We start from the raw sequence: 18,354 nt of genomic DNA, 5'->3' as shown, positions 1-18,354 counted from the left end.
TTTCAGGCTGTCCCAGTCCACCTCGCCGTCACCGGAGCACACGTTGACCAGGTGGCCCAGCACGCTGCCGCAATATTCCCCCCGAATACGCCACACGAAGTCACGCGTGGCGCCCGTTCTCGCCTGAAACGCCGAGCGGTCGTCGGATACACCGTGAAAGTGGAAGTCTGCCCATGCTCGGGCCGGCTGATCTTTGCGCTGGGTCGCCAGGTGCCCACGTTGTGCGGCAGGTCCAGGGCGTAGCGGCCACCCGCGTCGGTCGTGCCCAACACGCTCATGTCGGAGGAGACGGTGTTGTCGGCCCAGCCTTCGGTCCCGGCCAGAGGCTGCCCGGCTGCGTCGCGCACCACATCGCTTATGACGTCGGGCCGCTGCACCTGGGGCGCGAACTGGATGGGGCCAGGTTCAGCTGGTCCTGGCGTGACGGTGCCTGGCCTGCCACAGCCTGGAAGGGTGATTTTGGCCAGCGCTAGCAAAAGCAGTCGGGTGGTGTGCATGAGGTTCCTGTTGAGGTGGCCTGAGTGGGCCGCTGGTGATGGCCTAACGTGGCAGCAAATAATGGTGGCGTGCAGCGGCGGGCCGACCTGTCTCTTCCCTGGCCGGCCCGCTGGCGTGGGACAGCAGCTTTCCTGCCACAGCTGCTGTAGACGGTTCTGTCTGGTTCCGGTGTGCTCAGGCAGACCCACCCTCTTACTCCTGTGGATAAACGCCTGGCGACGGCGGGGCCTCATATGCGCCCACTCACTTTCACTTGCGCGATCTTGAGAGCAGGCCACAGCCGATGCAGACCTGCAACTAAGGTTTCGCCCCTTTTGCTACGACCAGCTTGTTATCATCAGAAATCATGAACAGCGCGCCCTGGCAGCTTCTGGCCTTCGGCAAACCGCGCCTTCTAGACCCGACCGGGCAGGCGGTCCGCTGCGAGGCGCGCACCCTGGCGTTGCTGGTTTACCTGACGCTGGAAGGTCCGACCTCGCGCTCACGGCTGGCTGGGCTCCTGTGGCCTGACACGCCCGAGGCAGCCGCCCGGAACAATCTGGTTCATCTGCTGCGCCGCATAGGCAAAAGTCATGACCCAGGGCTGGTGCAGGCGGGTGAAGCGGTGGCGCTGGGACCGGCCCTCTCTTCTGACCTTCAAGGCTGGGAGGAGGGCGGCGCCGACGTTCCCAGCGGGCCGCTACTGGACGGTCTGGGCTTTGACGAGCAGCCTGACCTGGCCGAGTGGCTGCTGGCCTGGCGTGAGCGCCTGGACCTGGCCCGCGCCGGACACCTGGCCCGGCGCGCCACCGAGGCTGAGGAAGCCGGCGCCCTGGACAGTGCACTGGACCTGACCCGGCGTCTGCTGGACCTTGACCCGCTGTCCGAAGACGCCTGGCGCCGACTGATGCGCCTGCATTACCTGGCCGGGGACCGCCCAGCGGCCCTGAAGGCCTACCACCGCTGCCAGGAGGTCCTGTCGCGCGAACTGGGGGTCAGCCCTCTGCCCGAGACGCGCGAGCTGGCCAGCTTGATTGACCGAGGCTCGGTGGCGCCCTCTGCGGCACCGGCCGCCGCCCGCATTCCGCTGGCGGTGCGCCGCCCACCCGTGCTGGTGGGCCGCGCCGATGTCTGGGCGCGTATGGCCGCCGCGTGGGAACGTGGACAGGGCATCATCCTGACTGGCGATCCGGGTGCCGGGAAAACGCGCCTGGCACTTGATTTTCTGGCGGCCCACGGCGGCGGCATGCGCTTTGAGGGCCGGCCAGGCGACGCGGGGCTGCTGTATGCCACCCACGCCCGGACTTACGGGCAGGTACTCGCTGCCTATCCAGACCTGCCCCTGGCCCCCTGGATACGCGAGGAACTCTCACGTCTGCTGCCGGGCCTGGGCGGCACCCCCGCACCTATCGTCTCTGAGGAGCAGAAACTGCGGTTCTGGCGTGCCAAGGTCGAGGTGCTGGGTGCGGCGGTGCAGCGGGGCCTGCGCCACATGGTATTTGACGACGTGCAGTTTATGGACGAGGCCAGTGTGGAGGCGGGCGGATTTGTGTTCGCCCAGCTGGGGTGGGGGCAGCCCGACGCCCCGTACCGGACCATCCACATCTTCCGCAAAGGTGAACTCTCGCCCCTGCTGACCGGCATGCTTCAGGCGCTGGTGAGTGGAGGCCTGGTCGAACTCATTGAGGTGGGGCCACTGGGCGAAGAGGATGTTCAGGGCCTGCTGGAACAGCTGGAGTTGCCCCTGGACGCGCAACTGCCCGAGCGGCTGAGGCGCTTCACCGGGGGCAACCCTCTGCTGCTGCTGGAAACGGTGCGCAGCCTCCATGAAGCGCAGGCCCAGACAGGCACGTTGCCCGAGGCGCTGCCCCTGCCTGAAAAAGCAGGCGCGGTGATCTCTGGGCGGCTGGGTCGGCTCTCCGCGCCGGCTCTTCAGGCGGCCCGCGCCGCCGCCGTCCTGGGCAGCGACTTTGACCTGGAACTGGTGGCCGAGACCCTGCGCGCGCCGCTGCTGGATGTGGCCGCCGCCTGGGAAGAACTGGAAACGGCGCAGATTGTGGTGGGCGAGCGGTTTGAACACGACCTCGTGGCCGAGGCTCTGCGGCAGGAAATCCCCGAGGGTGTGCGCCGGCTGCTGCACCGCGCGGCGGCGCGGGTGATGGGCGGGGGCGAACGCGCCGCGCCGGCCCGCGTGGCGGGACACTGGCTGGCTGGGGGCGACGCGGCGCAGGCGGCGCCGTGGCTGCTGCGGGCCGGTCAGTCTGCTTGGCACGCCGCGCGTCAGGTCGAGGCCGCGCAGTATTTTGCCCAGGCCGCCGAACATTTTGGGCCGGTGGACGAGCGGGCGGCCTTTGGGGCGCTGGCGCTGCGGGCAGAGGTGCTGGCCAACATGGATGACCCTGGCCATGCAGACGCAGTGCGCGCTCTGCACGACCGGGCCGTGACGCCACTGGAACGGGCGACTGCCTTTATGCAGACCTACCGGGCAGTCGAGTCCACGATTGACGTGGAGCAGATAGAGCCGGCGGTGCAGGCCGGCCTATCGGCCCTGCGCGCCGCCGAGCCTGGGCGTGAGACGTGGCTGGTCGAGGCCCAGCTGACCGAGGGTCTGGCGCTGGTGGCCTACATCCGTGGCCACCACGCGGAGGTGCGTGACCATCTGCGCCGCCTCGCTGACCTGGGCGAGCGCGCCGCGTCTCTGGAGTGGCAGGCCAAGGCCCAGGAAGGGCTGGGGCTGGCCCTCAGTGCCGCCTCCCCCCGTGAGGCCACGGCGCATCTGGAACGGGCCGAGGCCCTGCACCTGCGCCGGGGCGACCTACTGCGCGCCGGCTCCAGCCTGGCGAAACTGGCGCGGGTGCAATGCGAACTGGGTGAGGTGGAGGCGGCCCAGGCGAGTGTTGCGCGCGGCGAGCAGCACCTGAGCCGCCTGGACGCCAACCACGGCGAGCGGGTGGCCCTGCTGTTCAGTCAGATCATGGTGGCGCATCTTTCGGGTGACCTGGACCTGGCCGCGCGGCTCCATGCCCATGCCCACCGTACCCATAGCCCCGACCACAGCGCGCTTCTGGGATTCTTCCCGGTCTTGCAGGCCCGGACCCTGCGTCTGGGCGGCCAGTTGGAAGGCGCTCTGGCCGAGCTGGCGCTGACCAGGGACGGGCGGGCCTTTCCCGCGCATCTGCTCGCCCTGCGCGCCCTGGAAGAAGCGGCCATCCTGATGGCGCTGAAGCGGAGGGAAGACGCGCAGGCGCCACTAGACGAGGCCGAGGCGTTGCTTCAGGCCGCCCCCAATGTGGCGTGGCAGGCGCGGCTGCACGACCTGCGGGCCAAGCAAGAGGCGGGTGACGACCTGGCTCACCAGCTGGCCGCCCAGCAAGTGCGGGAGCAACACGGTTTGCCCCCAGGCCACTGGAGCGCGCTCTGACAGAGGAACTCAGCGTGGTTGAGGGTGATGATCCTCAATCACGGTAAGGCGAACATAGTGAGTGTCCATAAGAGACAGCGGCGAAACTGGAGTTGAGGGGCGTTATTGGCCCCTCAATGGAACTGGCAGCCGCTGTGAGACAGATGCCGACCAACCTCAGGCAGGATATTGGATGAAATCTGAGCGTATTTAGCAAGCGGCGCGGCAGACTCGAAAATTGAGAATAGACGGATACTGCGTTATGGAGGCGCAGCCAGTGGCCTTCTCGCTGTGCCATCATCGAGCGGAAGCTGTTTGATCTGGCCTTCGTCCCGGATGCCGTTGCCCGCCTCTTCAGATGGGGTAATTCACGAGGTCATTGCCGACGGAGGACGCCTCAGTGAACGCCAGGATATTCACGCTTTCCAGAATCTGCAGAAAGAACGCCGGGTCGCCCTGCCATTCCCGCGTGTACCCGAGGTCACGTGAGATCCGCTGCGCCGCCTGATTCAAGAGGCCCAGTTCCTGTTCCAGGACCGCTCGGGACGGAGGCATGCTGCGCGAGCGCTCCAGGCCGACGGACGCCACCAGACGGCCGTCCCCCTGAAAGACCGGGGCCGCGACGTCACAGCGGTCGGCGGGCTGCCGGCTGACCTCCAGCGCCAGCCAGGCTTTGCGGGTCAGGCCATCGAGCAGCTCCTGGTGTGGGCGGGTGTGTGGGTGCTCGGCCCAGAGGCTCGCCAGGACGCTGCGCCGCACCTCCTGCGGGGCGAAGGCCAGCAGCACCCGTGAGACGGCCCCCGCCGACAGGTCCAGCGCGGCGCCCACCTGCACCCGTTCGGCGGGGTGTTCTGGAGACGCCACCACCTCCAGGGTGAGGGCTTCCTGGCTTTCCAGCACAGACCAGCTGACCGCCAACCCCGTCAGGCGGTGCAGGTGCTCCAGATGGGGCAGCGCGAGGCGGCGCGAGGGCGAGGACGCCATGGCGTTGGCACTGAGCCGGACCAATTGACTGCCCAACCGGTACTGCATGTGGTCACGGCGCAGGAACTGATATTTCTCTAACACCCGGATGGCGCGCAGACAACTCGCGGAGGGCAGGCCACTGGCCCTCGACAGCCCTGAGAGGGTCCAGACCGGTTCCTTGGCCGTAAAAAACGTCAGCAGATAGAGGGGCCGCTCCAGTGTGGGCACGGCCGGATCGTCGGAGGGGTCGGTGGACTGGGCAGGGGGCATGGGAAGGCCTGTGTTCAGAGCAGAAGGGGGTAGGCCCTCTTCAGACGCCAAGTCTACCTGTTCACGACCTTCTGGCCTGCTCATCCCTGACCGGTGGCCATGACCCGGTTGCCCCCCAGGCCCTGCGCCTGACTGAGCAGGCGTTCTGCGGAGCGCATCATATCTTCGGCCTGAGACCAGGCGGTGGTGGTGCAGCAGCCCACACTGACCCTGGCCGACGAGGAATTGGCGCGGAGGTGCCGGATCAGTGTCTTGGCAAACGCCACCGCCGAGGTGTGCCCAGTGCCTGGCAAGAGAAGGATCACTGCACCGTCATCCCGCGACCCCAGATTGACCGCGCTGGGTGCCTCCCTCTGCAGGAACTGCGCCAAGTCTTCGCGTTGCGGGTCCACAAACTGCACGCTTTTCCCGCGCACCTCCGTCAGCACAACCAGGACGGCCAGATCTTCTAATTTGTGCTGGGCAGCCTCGAAATGCTGGTTCAGCTCATCAAAGTCCACTGCTGCTGACTGGGGCGTCAGCTGACCTGGCACCGAGTCCTGTAGCCGCTGGCCTGTTCGGGCGGCTTCCTGCTTCCACTGGGCCACCTGGCGCTCGACTTCTGGAATGCGGGCGGCCCACTGCTCGGTTTGCGCCTGGAGAACCTGCTCAACGTCCTGCCGCTTCTGCTGGTAGTGCTGAACCAAGTCTGCGCGGCCCTGTTCCCCGTATAACTGGATCAGGAGGCTGTACAGGCGCCGGCGCGGTTCAAGGGTGCCGGCATGGTCTGCGGGTGGGGGCGCGGCTTCCAGGTCGGCCAGCGCTTCTTGAGCTCGTCCAACCTGCACCAGCGTATCGGCCAGCTGAACCCGGTAGGTTAGTTCCCGGTGAAAGCCGCCCATCTGCCTCACCAGTTCAAGAGTTTCCTGAAGAAGCGCGAGAGCGGGCCTCCATTCATCCGACTTCAGATACAACTTCGCTTGTTCATAGAGGAGATCCACGAGGTGTTCGAGATCACCGAGGGCTCGGGCCCGTCCGATGGCGTCGGCAAAGAGCGTGTGGGCGTGCTCAATCTCCCCCAGGGCGCCATAGGACTCGGCTATGTTGGCTGTGCAGATAATGATTCCATATTCATTTTCTTGCTTCTGCGCGTAACTGAGTGCTTCTTTATGATATTTTAGGGCGTCATCCCACAGTTGGAGAAACATTCTGTTAAACCCGAGATTGGAGACGGCGTGTAATTCTATATCTTCTCGTCCAATAGAATGAGCCAGCTTTAAAGCCCGTCCATAGGAGGCAAAAGCCTCGTCATGTCGGCCAAGCCGGTCGTAGACGATACCTATATTGTTGAGGACGGCGGAGAGCATCCAGTAGTTCCTCGATTCCTCGCAAATTCCTTCGCTTAAGAGATAATGGTGCAGAGCCTCTGGCAATTGACCCTGATTTGAAAATATGACGCCTCTGGCATTCCAGATTCTCGACAGGATGCCAATGTCGCCCAGCTTCTGATTAATTTTTTGTGCCTTGTCAAGCTGAACAAGTGCTGAATGGTAGTCGCCCAGACGGTCCAGATTCAGAGCTTCAGCGATCAGGAGTGATGTCAGCGCTGTCCAATCTTTGTCGGCCTGCGCCAGGTCAATCGCCGTACGGGCAACGTTGAGCCCTTCGCGCGCGTCTACTTCCCGCAGAGCGAATGCCATATCAACGAGCAACCGTAGGTGCTCTCGCCCAGAAGCAAGCGCAACTTGCGATCTCAGACGATTCACAGCCTCTGACATGACCTCATTTTAGAGGCACTCGCCCAGCACGATGGGCCAGCTCATGCACTTGGTCATCCCGGACCTTGTGGCTCTTGGTCCTCTAAGAATGGCTGCTCCATTTGACAGGCTCCAGTCCGCCTGCCAGCTTCGTGGTGCCTGGCGCCCAAGATTCTTGCGGCCGAGCAAAGAGGTAGCCCTGGAGCAGGGGCACATCCATCGCCTGGAGAGTGCGCAGCTGCACAGGGGTTTCGACCCCCTCCGCCGTGATCTCCAACTGGAGCCGCTGACAAAGTTCGACCAGGCCTCGCACAATGGTGAGGCTGCGCGCGTCTCGCCGCTGAAGGGGCTGAACGAGACTGCGGTCAAGTTTGAGCCCGTCAAACGGAAAGAACTGCAGGCAGGACAGATTCGAGAATCCCGTGCCAAAGTCATCAAGCACCACGCGAACGCCGAACGCCCTGAGCCGCCGCAAGGCCCTGGCCGCGTAACAGGACCCCGTCATCAGCATGGTTTCTGTCAATTCTAGTTCCAGACAGTTTGGTTGAAGGCCAGTGTCCCTAAGCACCTGCTTGACAGTGGTGACAAAGTTGCGCCTGCTGAATTGAGCTTCAGACAGGTTCACCGCTATGCGTGTCCCCGGCCACCGGGCCGCCGCGTGGCAGGCTTGCCACAACACCCAGGTCCCCACGTCGGCCATCTCGTCTGAGGCTTCCAGCTGTGCCAGAAAGTCACTGGGCGAGACCAGAGGCTGTCCCGCAGGCTGCCATCGCAGCAACGCCTCAGCTTTGATGGGTTGCCCTGAGACGGCCGACACGATCGGCTGGTAATGCACCCTGAATTCGCCCCGGCGCAGGGCGCCCGACAAAAGGTCAGAAGAACAGGTGGGTGGTGGGCGAGTCGGCAGGAGAGAGGCCTCAGGAAGAATCTGGTCGGGCGAGGAGCATGACTGAGCCGTCGGTTGTTGCTCCACGGGGTCGCGGCAGGATGAGGGGAGATCCCGCTGGACCTGGAACGAGGGCGCTGAGTGTGGCGGTAAGACAGACCTCATGACTCGTTGCATGGGAGCCCCCAAGCTGCTGGTGAGATGAGTAGATAGTAGCTTGGCCTATTCGTTAGGTGGAATTATCTGGCGCAATAACAGCGCATTTTGGATAAGTTGTCTAGACCCATTGTCTCATTTACATTAGCCTGACACCTACACTCATGTCGTCACCACAACGTCATCTCTGCACTGCACCCGCGGTGGCCCTTTTGTTCACTGAGTGAATAATTGTCTGGAGGCTCACATGAATGCACGGCTCACTGCTGGAACCCTCGGTTTGACCCTCCTCCTCGCTGCCTGTGGGCAGCAGGCCACTGCTCCGACTGCCGCTCAGCCCGATGCTCAGTCGTCGCTGCCGACAACCCTGACCCGCACAGCCGCGCCGCTGCTAGGCACGAGCAACCCAGAAGCCATTCCTGGCCAGTACATCGTGGTGCTGAGCGAAGGGGCTGTGAACAACCTGTCCACCCAGAGCGCCAGTGGGCTCATCAGCAGCCTGTCGCTTGACCCCCAGGGCGTGACCATCCAGCACATCTACGGCGCGGCCCTCAACGGCTTTGCCGCCAAACTGAGCGCGCAGAACCTCAGCACCCTGCGCAGTGATCCCCGCGTGAAATACGTCCAGCAGGACAGCTACTCCAAGGCCACAGCCACCCAGTCGAACGCCGTCTGGGGTCTGGACCGCATCGATCAGCGCAGCCTGCCCCTGAACAGCTCGTACACCTACGACTCGACGGCCAGCGCGGTCAAGGTCTACATCATTGACACCGGCATCCGGACGAGCCATCAGCAGTTTGGCGGCCGGGCCACCTGGGGCACCAACACGACCGGCGACGGCAACAACTCGGACTGCGGTGGACACGGCACGCACGTGGCCGGCACGGTGGGCAGCGCCACGTACGGCGTGGCCAAGGGCGTCAAACTGATCGCCGTGAAGGTGCTGGACTGCCAGGGCCGTGGCCAGAACAGCGGTGTGATTGCAGGGATCAACTGGGCGCTGAACAACAAGGGCAGCGGCACGGCCATTGCCAACATGAGTCTGGGCGGCGGGGTTGACCAAGCCGAAAACGACGCCGTGACCAACGCCAGCAGCAAAGGGCTCTTCATGGCTGTTGCTGCAGGGAACGAAAACCAGAACGCCTGTAACGTCTCGCCGGCCAGCTCTGCGGGTGCTTTCACCGTCGGTGCCACCACCAAGACGGACCGCCGCGCCGATCCCAACGACTGGGGCACTGGCCTGGGCAGCAACTACGGCAACTGCGTTGACATCCTGGCCCCTGGAACGGGCATCACGAGCACCGTGAACACGAGCGACACCGCCATCAGCAGCGCGACCTGGAACGGCACCTCTATGGCCACGCCCCACGTCGCAGGTGCAGCGGCGCTGATCCTGGCGGCCAACCCCAGCTACACCTCAGCCCAGATTGCCACGGCCCTGACCAACAGCGCGTCCACGGGCAAGCTGTCGAACCTGAACGGCAGCCCTGACCGCCTGCTGTTCACCAACCCCGGAGGCACCACGCCGACGCCAAACCCCGACCCCACGCCCACCCCCGGCAACAAGACCTACACCGGTACTGTCAGCGCTGGACAGTTCAGCTACCAGCCCGGCTCGGCAGGCTTTACCTATGCGGGCGGCACCCTGAAAGCCACGTTGAGTGGGCCTTCCGGCACCGACTTTGACCTCTACCTGCTCAAGAAGGGTGCCAACGGCACCTGGAGCTACGTGGCCGAGAGCGAAACGCCCTCCAGCAGTGAGACCATCACCTACAACGCGACCAGCGGCACGTATGTCTGGGGCGTGTACGGGTACGCCGGCAGCGGTCAGTACACCCTCGTCGAAACCAAGTAACCCGTTTAGGTGGGACCCTCGTGGGCACGCCTGAGCGTGCCCACACCTGATTGCTGGCTGTTTAAAGGTTTCTGTTTCCCACACACACCCTTTTCCTGTACCCATGCAGAGGTTTTATGAAGCGAACTCTGGCTGTCTCTCTTATCAGTGCCTCTTTGCTGCTGGCTTCCTGCTCGCAGACGCCTCAGCCGCAGGCCGCCCCGCCGGTCACGACAGGCGCCTCTTTGGTCGCCACGGCCGATGAATGCAGTGTGTTTCAGCAAAAGCCCATCGTGGTCTCGCGCATTGACTTCAAAACGGATCGTGACTGGACAGATATCATCACGACCTTTGAGCCTGTGGGCGGCAGTCTGGAAGAACGCTTCGTCCTGTTGGACGTGGGCCAGGCGGATTTTGAGCGCCTGCGGGTGACCGGTCTGACACGCGGCTGGACCATCCGCATTGACAAAGCCGAAACGGAGAAGCACAGCGGCTCGCTGAAAGAAAATCTGGGCAGCCTCGCCATCAGCGGCTACTCCTGCTACCGCACCGTCGAAGAAACCTACAGCAGTGCGCAGGCCATTGTGTCGCAGTACCCGAATCTGGCCAGCTGGAGCAGCATCGGCTCGACCTGGCTCAAGACGCAAGGGCGCGGCGGCTACGACATGAATGTCCTCAAGCTGACCAACAAGAGTGTCACGGGCACCAAGCCTCGCCTGGTCATCACGGCCTCTATCCACGCGCGGGAATACACGCCGGCCGAGCTGACCACCCGCTTCGCCGAATATCTGGTGTCCAATTACGGCAAGGACGCGGACGTGACCTGGATGCTGGACAGCCAGGAGGTCTGGTTGGTGCTGCAGAGCAATCCCGATGGCCGCAAGAAGGCGGAAGCCGGCGCGTCATGGCGCAAAAACGCCAATGATACCCAGCGGTGCAGCAACGGGCTATACGGGGTGGACCTGAACCGCAACTTTAACTATGCCTGGGCGAATGGCGGTTCCAGCACTGATCCTTGCAACGAAACGTACATGGGTTCGGCTGCGGCCTCCGAGCCAGAAACCAAGAACCTGCAGACCTTTATCAAGTCGGCCTTCGCGGACAACCGTGGGCCCAACCGCACCGACGCGGCCCCCGCGGCGACCCCTGGCGTGTACATTGACGTGCACAGCTACGGCAAGTTGGTCCTCTGGCCCTGGGGAGACACCAACACCGCCGCGCCGAACGGCACCGCGCTGCAGTCGCTGGGCCGCAAGCTGGCGTACTTCAATGGTCATACTCCGCAGCAGTCCATCGGTCTGTATCCCACCAGCGGCACCACGATTGACTTCACTTACGGGGAATTGGGGGTGGCCGCCTACACCTTCGAGCTGGGCGGCGCGTTCTTCGAGAGCTGCTCCACCTTCACAGGCACTGTGCTGCCCCAGAACCAGGCGGCGCTGCTGTACGCCCTGCGCGTGGCGCGTGCCCCCTACCAGTTGGGCAGCGGTCCAGACAGCGTCAGCCTGACCGCCCCAGCCAACGTGGCGGCGGGCGCCAGCTTCACCCTGAGTGCCAGCGCCGACAACACCCGCTTTAACACCAGCAATGGGTCGGAGCCCAGCCGCACGGTGGCCGGCGCTGAATACTTCATTGATACGCCGCCCTGGGCCGGTGGGACCGGCACGGCCCTGACCGCCACTGATGGCAGCTTTAATGCCAGCCGTGAGAATGTTCAGGCAACGGTGTCCACCACTGGCCTCAGCGCTGGCAAGCACACCATCTACGTCCGCTCTAGAAATGGCAACGGCACGTATGGCCCGGTTTCTGCTCTGTTCGTGACTGTGGGCGGCAGCACCACCCCGACGCCTACGCCCACCACCTACAACGGCAGCGTGAATGCTGGCGGCAGTTCTTACCAGCCAGGCACAGCCGGCTTTAACTACGCCGGTGGAACTCTGAAAGGTGTGCTGAGTGGGGCCAGTGGCACCGACTTTGACCTGTACCTGCAAAAACTCAGTGGCAGCAGCTGGGTGGATGTCGCCGCTGCTGAAACGCCTTCCAGCAGCGAGACCATCACCTACAACGCGGCCAGTGGCACGTACCGTTGGCAGACCTATGCCTACAGCGGCTCGGGCAATTACACCCTGACAGAAACGCGCTAAAGGTATGGCTGAGGCGGCTCTGAAAGTTACTTTCCTCTTTGCCCTGTTCACCGCTGCATAGGGGAGAGGTGGGTGGAACAGCGTCGCCTCTGCCAGCAGTAGCCCAGCCCTGAAGGCCAGCGTGTTCAGGTGATTGAGTGGTCAGGAGGAACCGTAAGAAGGTGCGCGGCTCCTCCTGATTGCTGCTCTCGGTTCAGCTCGGCATCTACCATCATCGGCCCATCATTGCCCGTTGCATACGCTTCCCCAACAAGGACAGCCTCTTGGCCAGTCCGGGGAGAGAAGAATGCAAAACGTGACATCGCTGGCGCTGTTGACCGCTGCTGGACTTGGCAGCCTGGCCCTGGGGGCCGCGAGTAGGCCTGTTCCCTACGTGATGACGGGTGTGGTCAAGACCGCTGGAGGGCAGCCCGTGCCTGGCGTGGAAGTCTACGCCGACAACACGGTGTACTACGACATGAACGTGGTGGCAAAGACGGATGCCAAGGGGCGTTACCGCATTGAATTGCCCCACAACGTGGGCAAGTGGCGCCCCGGCGCAACCCTGGAGCGTAATTATCAGGGCGACCGCTTCCGCATGACGATCTACCCGAATGACCGGGCGGCTTTTCAGAGCACCACAGGCGCCGTGCGGGACTTTGTCTGGAAACTCAATGGTCCTTACGAAGGCGGGGTGCTGGGCGAGCAGGTCAACGTCTATCACGGCGACGGTATTGCGTACGGCGACCTGATCGTGACCCTGACCCCCGAGGGGCCGCTGATTGATGGCAGCCAGGGCAAGGCGCTAGTCATTCGCCCCACCACGTCGGTGGTGAAAGACGTGCCGCTGGGCCGCTACCGCATGACGGCAAAACTCAGTACCGGTCAGCCGGTGCTCGTGCAGGCGGAGGGCAGCGACACCTGGGCTGCCTCAGCGGTGAACACCTTCAAGAACAATATGTACGGGATTCGCATGTCATTCAGCACTCGGTTGCCCTGAGAGCTCTGGCCACAGCAAGCGTCAAGGACACGAGGTTCACACCACGAGCAGAAGCCCCAATCGCCTCCTCTGTCCAGCCCAGGTCCCGAAGCCTGGGCTTTTTGCGGCCAGCCGATGCTTGCGCTTCTCGCTTGGGTATGTGTTTGCGGGCCTCCTTTGCCCAGAAGGGTCAGGCTTTTCTAGCTGTGAGGAGTTGCTGGCCCTGAGACGTTCCCCAGGGGGCCCTACAGAAGGCAGCCACCACCCTGGGTGTCTGAGGTAGGCGGATTTAGAGGGCTGCGTGGGGAGAGACTGAGCAGTAAGACGACGGCCTTCGTGAAGTGGACGGTATCTCTCCAGCCAAAGCTGTCAGAAGTGCAACGGGAGAGTCGTCTTCGTACCTGCCCTGAAGTTCAGTGTTCAGCTGAGCCATCATCCTGACGAGAACGTGCCATCAGCCTCAAGTTCTACTCCCGGCTTACTGACAAGAACAGAAAAGGGGAGGCCGCCTCTCTTCAGCGACCTCCCTGCCCGGCCCTTCCTGCTCAGCGTTCGCGCCAGTAGGCCACCGCCGCTGCTATGCCAAACTCCTGCTCTATCTTGCCCTCCCACAGGCCGGTCGAAGCGTCTGGGCCTGCGCCCAGCGACCCCTTGAGTTCCACGCGCATGCCAGCGTCCTGAACCCCGTCACGGCTGAACTTGATGTACAGGCCTTCCTTAGCCCCCAGCCCGCCGGTGGCTGGCACCCCTTTGGGCAGCTTGAATTCAGCCTTGACCCCCGTAAAGATGGTGGCGTTGCCGTTCCAGTCGAGGCTCGCCTGGGCAAAGCCCCCCAGCCAGTCCGTACCCAGCAGCGAGGACGTCGAGAGTTCGATGTCAATCTTCTTGCAGCTCAGGGACCAGCTCAGGCCCAGTCCCGACGCCTTGAGGGCGGCCGACGGCACTTTGGACTTCATTTTCATGGTCGAGAGCAGCCCGCCGCAGGGGTCAGCGTCCAGCGTGGGCAACTCGGCCAGCTCAAGGGGCACCTCCTGCACCTTTTGCCCGCTACAGAACAGCCCAGGCACGTCACTGAGCAGGACGGCAGCGTAGACCACTGGGCCGTAAAAAGACGATTTGGCAGAGGCCTCGATGGCGGCGCGTTTGGCGGCCCGCACCTTGGGGTCGGGCAGGTTGGCGGCCAGCGCCGTCTCGAACTTGACGCGCGCCGAGACAAAGCGGGCCATCGCCTGTTCCTGCGCCTTCACGTAAGGCCGCAGGGCGTCCATGTATGTCTGGTAGGCGTCGTCATAGACCCGGTCCACGTCGGCGCAGGTGTGAGGCGAGGGCAGCGCTTTCATACCAGCTTCAATCGTCTTGTTGCGTTCATCGGACAGCGGGCGAAAGGCCTTGTGCAGCGCGTAGTGCGCCGCATACGCCGACTGGTACGACGGCCAGACCTCCGGCTCAAAGACCGAGGTGGTAATGACCCCATTGACCAGCTCGAACCAGCGCCGCTCCCCTGGGTCCAGCACCTGAGAGAGATTGACGGCCGTGGCGCGGGCGTGCAGGCCGTTCAGAATGCCCTCGCCTTTGCGCTCAAGGGCCTCGTATTGCCCATGCATCGAGATGGCCTCGCGGCGGTCGCGCGGCAACTTGAGCTGCGGCAGGTCAAAGGTTGCCCCGCGCGAGAGGTCAAACAGGGTGCGTGCGGCGCGGCGGGTGGAGGCCTGCTCGCGCGGCTTCAGGTCGTCGCCGTGCGTGTTGGGCGTGTCTTCAGTCACGATGAGGTCGCTGTTTTCGGGGGCGACGGTGCGCCGCAGGGCCACCCGCAGCTCGCGCGTGGCGCCCGCCACATCGCCGCTGCACAGCAGGGCCTTGGAGAGATTCATGCGCGCCTCGGCCAGGTCGGGGGCCAGCGCCAGGGCCTGTTTCAGGGGCGCCTGCGCTTCACTCCAGCGCCCCAGGCCCAGGAAGGCGTGTCCCCGGTTGGTCAGAGCGACCGCCTGTCCCGGTACGCCACCTGGCGCAGGCAGGGTGCCGCCCAGCTCGGCGGCGCGGTCCAGCACGGCGATGGCCTCGCGCGGTAACCCCGACAGGGTCAGGACGCCCGCAAGGTTCACCAGGGTCATCGGGTCTTTGGGCTTTGCGCGGTGCCCGGCCAGCAGCAGGGCCAGGGCGGCTTTGGGACTCTTGGCGGCCAGCGCCGCTGCCACGTCCGACGAGGTGCTACCCGTCGCCTGGCGGCCTGGCGTCCCCACGAGCGCCTCGGCTGTCTTCAGCGCCGTCTCGAAGGTCATCGCCCCCTTCTCGCGTCGCACCGGCAGGGGCAGCACCTTGGTGCCTTTTTCTTTCTGTTCACGTGCCATTTTCAGCGAATGTTCCAGGCCTGCGCGGGCCGGGTCGCCGGGCGCCAGGGTGGCCAGCATTTTTTCCAGTGACCGGATGACCTCGTCAATGTTCAGGCCGCTGGTGGGGGCGAGGCCGGGCGTCTTGAAATCACGCACGGCCGGCTTGCAGGCCTCGCCGCTCAGTTTCGCCACCTGGGCGCGCATTGCTGCTTCGGGGCCCAGGATGGTCTGGTCACTCAGTGATACCCAGGACCCGGCGGCCAGGGCAGAAGAGGCGAAGAAGGTGGCGGTAAGCGCCAGGGGCCGGGTGAGGCGACGTGTCATGGCGTTAGGGTGACGCGCGGGGCATGATGGGCGGATGGTCAGCGGTAAGCGGGGTCGCCACTGAGTCGTCAGCAGCATTAGGCGGCCCCAGCGAGAGACTGACACGCCTGACCGAAGAGAGAGTCTGCGAGATGACTGCTGTGCAGTATGGCCTGGCCGGCGTCAGGCAGGACTTCCCCACGACGCTGCGCGGAAGGCAAGTTGAGAGTCGCGCGTTCCTCTCCAGGTTTGCCGCATGGCTGAATCAGGCCCTCGACTGCTGACTTCATTCGGTCAGGAACAGTCAGCCTGACGCCTTGTTCCGGGCAGCCATCAGCCGGGCTTTCCAAACAAAAATGGCATGAGGCTGGGGCACCATCGGTCCATCATCCTGGCCCGTGCATCCTCTGGGTGTTGAGAGCGCACTTTCCTGCTCAGGAGGACACCACCATGACCTATGCACGCCTGCTCGCCGTCGCCTTTTTCGCCCTGCCCGCCGCCCTTCCCGCCCTGTCCACTGGGACTGGCGTGGCCTTCGCGGCGACCACCCCGGCCAGTCCCCTGAGCGGCGCCTGGAAGGGCAAAATTGACGGCCTCTACGATGTGGAGGTCAGCCTGACTTTGCAGGGCACCCGCGTGACTGGCCTGACGCGCTTTGCCCAGAAAGACTTTCCAGTCTCCGGCACCTGGGACGCAGCCCGGAACCTCGTGACCTACAGCTTCAAGTATTTCGATGGCCGCACGAACACCGTCAAGGCGACCTTGAAAGGCAATACCCTGAATGGCGCCTACACCTGGTCCAAGGGCAAGCCGGGCACCATGACGTTGACGCGCGTGGCCTCAGGCACAGCAGCAGGCAGTGACAAGGCGGCCGCCTATGTCATGACGGGGACGGTGCGCAATGACAAGGGCAACCCTATCGCTGGCGTTGAGGTGTTTGCCGACCATACCGCCTTTTACAACATGAATGCGGTGGGCAAAACGGACGCTCAGGGCCGCTACCGCATTCCCCTGGCGCAGCAGCCTGGCACCTGGAACGCGGGCGCCTACCTGCGCGGCGAGGTGGGCGGCCAGCCCTTTGAGGTGCGCCTCTCGCCCGACAACGACACGCCCTTTGACGGCTCCAAGGGGGCTGTGCGGGACTTTACCTACAAGGCCAGCAACGCTCCCAGCGGCAAGGTCTACACCTACCTCAGCCATTCGAATGTCGAGGTGGATTACGACCAGCTTGAGTTCACCTTCACCCCGGACGGCCCGAACGCGGCGGGCAGCACCGCGCCCTTTAGCGTCAAAAACAAGCCTGGCTATGGCATGCCGGACGTTCCACTTGGCCGCTACAAGGTCAGTGCGACTCAGGTGCTGAACGGAGTCAAGCAGCCGCTCCTCCTGAGTTCGCGCGGTCAACAGAAGGCTTCCCTAATTGTTCTGGCCGCTTTCACCTATGACAGCCACTACGGGCAAACGCTGGAACTCTTTCTTGAAAATCCCTGAGGGAGTGCCAGGCTGAGAATAGCCACCCAGAAGCCACCGGAGACCGCAAACTGGTTTCCGGTGGCGCGGTTTTGAAGCGGTGGGCTTGGGAATTTGGCGGCCAGACCGCTTGAGAACCTGTGCCCAGCTTTCCTGGTTGGTGCCCTCACCTCGTTGGTCAAAGAAATCAGGTGGTTGGCATGTCGCAACTGGGCTTGCGGTGGGCGGCCAACTTGCCGGCCACCTTGACCTGCCGTTCTCCTGCGGTGGCCCCCGCCTGAACCGTGAGGGACCAGCCGCCGGGCCACTGCCGGGACCAGCCGACAGGCAAAGTGGGCGCCTGTTTGAGGGCCGTCAGCAACGGGGCGGGCGGGAGATGACCAAGGCACCCAGCCCCAAGTGCCGTGGCTGCCTGGGTTAGTGCCGTCAGCACGGACGAAGTGCTCTCCTGTGGTCGGAGGTTGCCCCAAACTTCAAAGGCGCGGAGTTGCCCGGCGCTGCTGGGCTGCGTCGCCTCTGAAGATGCGAGAAGAAACAGTGGTGGCTGACTGCTCCAGCGCCACACGGTAAACGAGGCGCGGGCCTGTTCAAATCTCGGCGTTTCAGAGAGGCCCGCCCGCCGCAGAACGGCAAAGGGAGTGCGCGGCTCAGCGCCGCCGGCCTGGGCCGTGCAGGCACTCAGCAAAACGGCAAGGGTCAGAAAAGAACGTTGTGGGCAGGTCATATCACTCCGGGGATGGTTTGGGACAGGTGGCGTGTGCAGAAGCGGTCAGGCAGTCCCCGCAGGTCAGGGCCGGCGCCAGGTCAGGCGCTGGTTGGCGACACTGCCGAGGGTGAGATGATTCCCTGTCAGGGTCCACTCCACCAGATTCCAGCCTTGCTGGTAATCAAGGGCAAACGTTTTGGTTATGTTGCCGCACAGTTGCTCTCCCCGGACGATGGTCGGCAGGGTGGCATACACGTATTCATAGGTCTGGACGTTGTCACCCTGAAGCCAGCGCGTGGTCACGAAGCCCTGAAGCGTGCCGTGATGCCACAGCCGCAGCCGGTCGGTGGACAGGGTCATAAACTGCGCCTGCGTATTGCTCTGGATGACCGTGCCGCTGCACAGGGGTGAACCGTAGAACGTGCCGTCAGGGCTGGGGTTGGCCGGCAGAGGCAGCTGAAACTGACCATTGAGAGCGACCGGCACAGGAATGTGCGGCACCCCCTCTACAGCGGTGTGGCTGATGGCGTCCGGCTGTAGGCCAGTGACATCCACCTGGCCGACGATAAAGGGTGCGGAAGGCAGCGGCGCTGTGCCCCCGCAACTGGCCAGGGCGAGTGTGAGAACAGTCAGTGACAGGATTCGGTTCATGCTGCGAGCATGCGCGGCGCGGGATGACATCAGCGTGACGCTCTGTTGTCCATCTGACTGGAGCACG

The 18,354-nt window shown here is 64.0% G+C and carries 12 protein-coding genes; 5 read left to right on the top strand and 7 right to left on the bottom strand.

Annotation, left to right across the window (positions count from 1 at the left end; genetic code table 11):
* Window positions 1–2 precede the first annotated feature (2 nt).
* Complete coding sequence (locus tag K7W42_RS03350) at window positions 3–497, bottom strand: hypothetical protein (protein WP_224572262.1); 495 nt, start codon at window positions 495–497, stop codon at window positions 3–5.
* A 347-nt stretch (window positions 498–844) separates the two neighbouring features.
* Between K7W42_RS03350 and K7W42_RS03345 the strand changes: the two genes are divergently transcribed.
* The gene (locus K7W42_RS03345) at window positions 845–3,898 is read left to right on the top strand and encodes an ATP-binding protein (RefSeq protein WP_224572260.1); all 3,054 of its coding nucleotides are present in this window, start codon (window positions 845–847) and stop codon (window positions 3,896–3,898) included.
* A gap of 333 nt (window positions 3,899–4,231) precedes the next feature.
* Here K7W42_RS03345 and K7W42_RS03340 read toward each other — a convergent pair whose 3' ends face one another.
* The 3 genes from K7W42_RS03340 to K7W42_RS03330 form a co-directional block, all read right to left on the bottom strand.
* Window positions 4,232–5,113, bottom strand: a complete 882-nt coding sequence (locus tag K7W42_RS03340; RefSeq protein WP_224572258.1) for an IclR family transcriptional regulator — start codon at window positions 5,111–5,113, stop codon at window positions 4,232–4,234.
* Window positions 5,114–5,193: 80 nt separating this feature from the next.
* Window positions 5,194–6,792 carry a tetratricopeptide repeat protein gene (locus K7W42_RS03335; protein ID WP_224572255.1) on the bottom strand — a complete coding sequence of 533 codons (1,599 nt, stop codon included), beginning with the start codon at window positions 6,790–6,792 and terminating at the stop codon, window positions 5,194–5,196.
* 160 nt (window positions 6,793–6,952) lie between these two features.
* Window positions 6,953–7,900, bottom strand: coding sequence for an EAL domain-containing protein (locus tag K7W42_RS03330; RefSeq protein WP_224572253.1), 948 nt, complete (start codon window positions 7,898–7,900; stop codon window positions 6,953–6,955).
* Window positions 7,901–8,138: 238 nt separating this feature from the next.
* Here K7W42_RS03330 and K7W42_RS03325 point away from each other — a divergent pair, with 238 nt between their 5' ends.
* The 3 genes from K7W42_RS03325 to K7W42_RS03315 all read left to right on the top strand — a co-directional run bounded on the left by K7W42_RS03325 (window position 8,139) and on the right by K7W42_RS03315 (window position 12,848).
* Complete coding sequence (locus K7W42_RS03325; protein ID WP_224572251.1) at window positions 8,139–9,746, top strand: S8 family peptidase; 1,608 nt, start codon at window positions 8,139–8,141, stop codon at window positions 9,744–9,746.
* 116 nt (window positions 9,747–9,862) lie between these two features.
* Window positions 9,863–11,869, top strand: coding sequence for a M14 family zinc carboxypeptidase (locus tag K7W42_RS03320; protein WP_224572249.1), 2,007 nt, complete (start codon window positions 9,863–9,865; stop codon window positions 11,867–11,869).
* Window positions 11,870–12,155: 286 nt separating this feature from the next.
* A complete protein-coding gene (locus tag K7W42_RS03315) occupies window positions 12,156–12,848 on the top strand; it encodes a peptidase associated/transthyretin-like domain-containing protein (protein WP_224572247.1) in 693 nt (230 codons plus the stop codon).
* Between the two features lie 524 nt (window positions 12,849–13,372).
* Here the strand turns inward: K7W42_RS03315 and K7W42_RS03310 are convergent.
* Window positions 13,373–15,481 (bottom strand): tetratricopeptide repeat protein, encoded by a 2,109-nt coding sequence (locus K7W42_RS03310; protein WP_224572246.1) that lies wholly within the window; start codon window positions 15,479–15,481, stop codon window positions 13,373–13,375.
* Window positions 15,482–15,910: 429 nt separating this feature from the next.
* Here K7W42_RS03310 and K7W42_RS03305 point away from each other — a divergent pair, with 429 nt between their 5' ends.
* Window positions 15,911–16,951: a hypothetical protein gene (locus K7W42_RS03305; RefSeq protein ID WP_224572245.1), complete on the top strand. Its 1,041-nt coding sequence runs from the start codon at window positions 15,911–15,913 to the stop codon at window positions 16,949–16,951.
* A gap of 166 nt (window positions 16,952–17,117) precedes the next feature.
* On the opposite strand, the gene K7W42_RS03300 is transcribed toward K7W42_RS03305, so the two are convergent.
* Window positions 17,118–17,654, bottom strand: coding sequence for a hypothetical protein (locus K7W42_RS03300; RefSeq protein WP_224572244.1), 537 nt, complete (start codon window positions 17,652–17,654; stop codon window positions 17,118–17,120).
* A gap of 63 nt (window positions 17,655–17,717) precedes the next feature.
* A complete protein-coding gene (locus tag K7W42_RS03295; RefSeq protein ID WP_224572243.1) occupies window positions 17,718–18,287 on the bottom strand; it encodes a hypothetical protein in 570 nt (189 codons plus the stop codon).
* Window positions 18,288–18,354 lie beyond the last annotated feature (67 nt).

Source organism: Deinococcus betulae (assembly GCF_020166395.1).
Classification (GTDB): domain Bacteria; phylum Deinococcota; class Deinococci; order Deinococcales; family Deinococcaceae; genus Deinococcus; species Deinococcus betulae.
This window is presented reverse-complemented; position numbering and strand designations above follow the sequence as displayed.

Bases quoted from the DNA above. Each gene is read 5' to 3' on its own strand.
- K7W42_RS03340 (WP_224572258.1), bottom strand. From the start codon at position 5,113: ATGCCCCCTGCCCAGTCCACCGACCCCTCCGACGATCCGGCCGTGCCC.
- K7W42_RS03300 (WP_224572244.1), bottom strand. From the start codon at position 17,654: ATGACCTGCCCACAACGTTCTTTTCTGACCCTTGCCGTTTTGCTGAGT.
- K7W42_RS03315 (WP_224572247.1), top strand. From the start codon at position 12,156: ATGCAAAACGTGACATCGCTGGCGCTGTTGACCGCTGCTGGACTTGGC.
- K7W42_RS03310 (WP_224572246.1), bottom strand. From the start codon at position 15,481: ATGACACGTCGCCTCACCCGGCCCCTGGCGCTTACCGCCACCTTCTTC.
- K7W42_RS03325 (WP_224572251.1), top strand. From the start codon at position 8,139: ATGAATGCACGGCTCACTGCTGGAACCCTCGGTTTGACCCTCCTCCTC.
- K7W42_RS03305 (WP_224572245.1), top strand. From the start codon at position 15,911: ATGACCTATGCACGCCTGCTCGCCGTCGCCTTTTTCGCCCTGCCCGCC.
- K7W42_RS03295 (WP_224572243.1), bottom strand. From the start codon at position 18,287: ATGAACCGAATCCTGTCACTGACTGTTCTCACACTCGCCCTGGCCAGT.
- K7W42_RS03335 (WP_224572255.1), bottom strand. From the start codon at position 6,792: ATGGCATTCGCTCTGCGGGAAGTAGACGCGCGCGAAGGGCTCAACGTT.
- K7W42_RS03330 (WP_224572253.1), bottom strand. From the start codon at position 7,900: ATGAGGTCTGTCTTACCGCCACACTCAGCGCCCTCGTTCCAGGTCCAG.
- K7W42_RS03345 (WP_224572260.1), top strand. From the start codon at position 845: ATGAACAGCGCGCCCTGGCAGCTTCTGGCCTTCGGCAAACCGCGCCTT.
- K7W42_RS03320 (WP_224572249.1), top strand. From the start codon at position 9,863: ATGAAGCGAACTCTGGCTGTCTCTCTTATCAGTGCCTCTTTGCTGCTG.
- K7W42_RS03350 (WP_224572262.1), bottom strand. From the start codon at position 497: ATGCACACCACCCGACTGCTTTTGCTAGCGCTGGCCAAAATCACCCTT.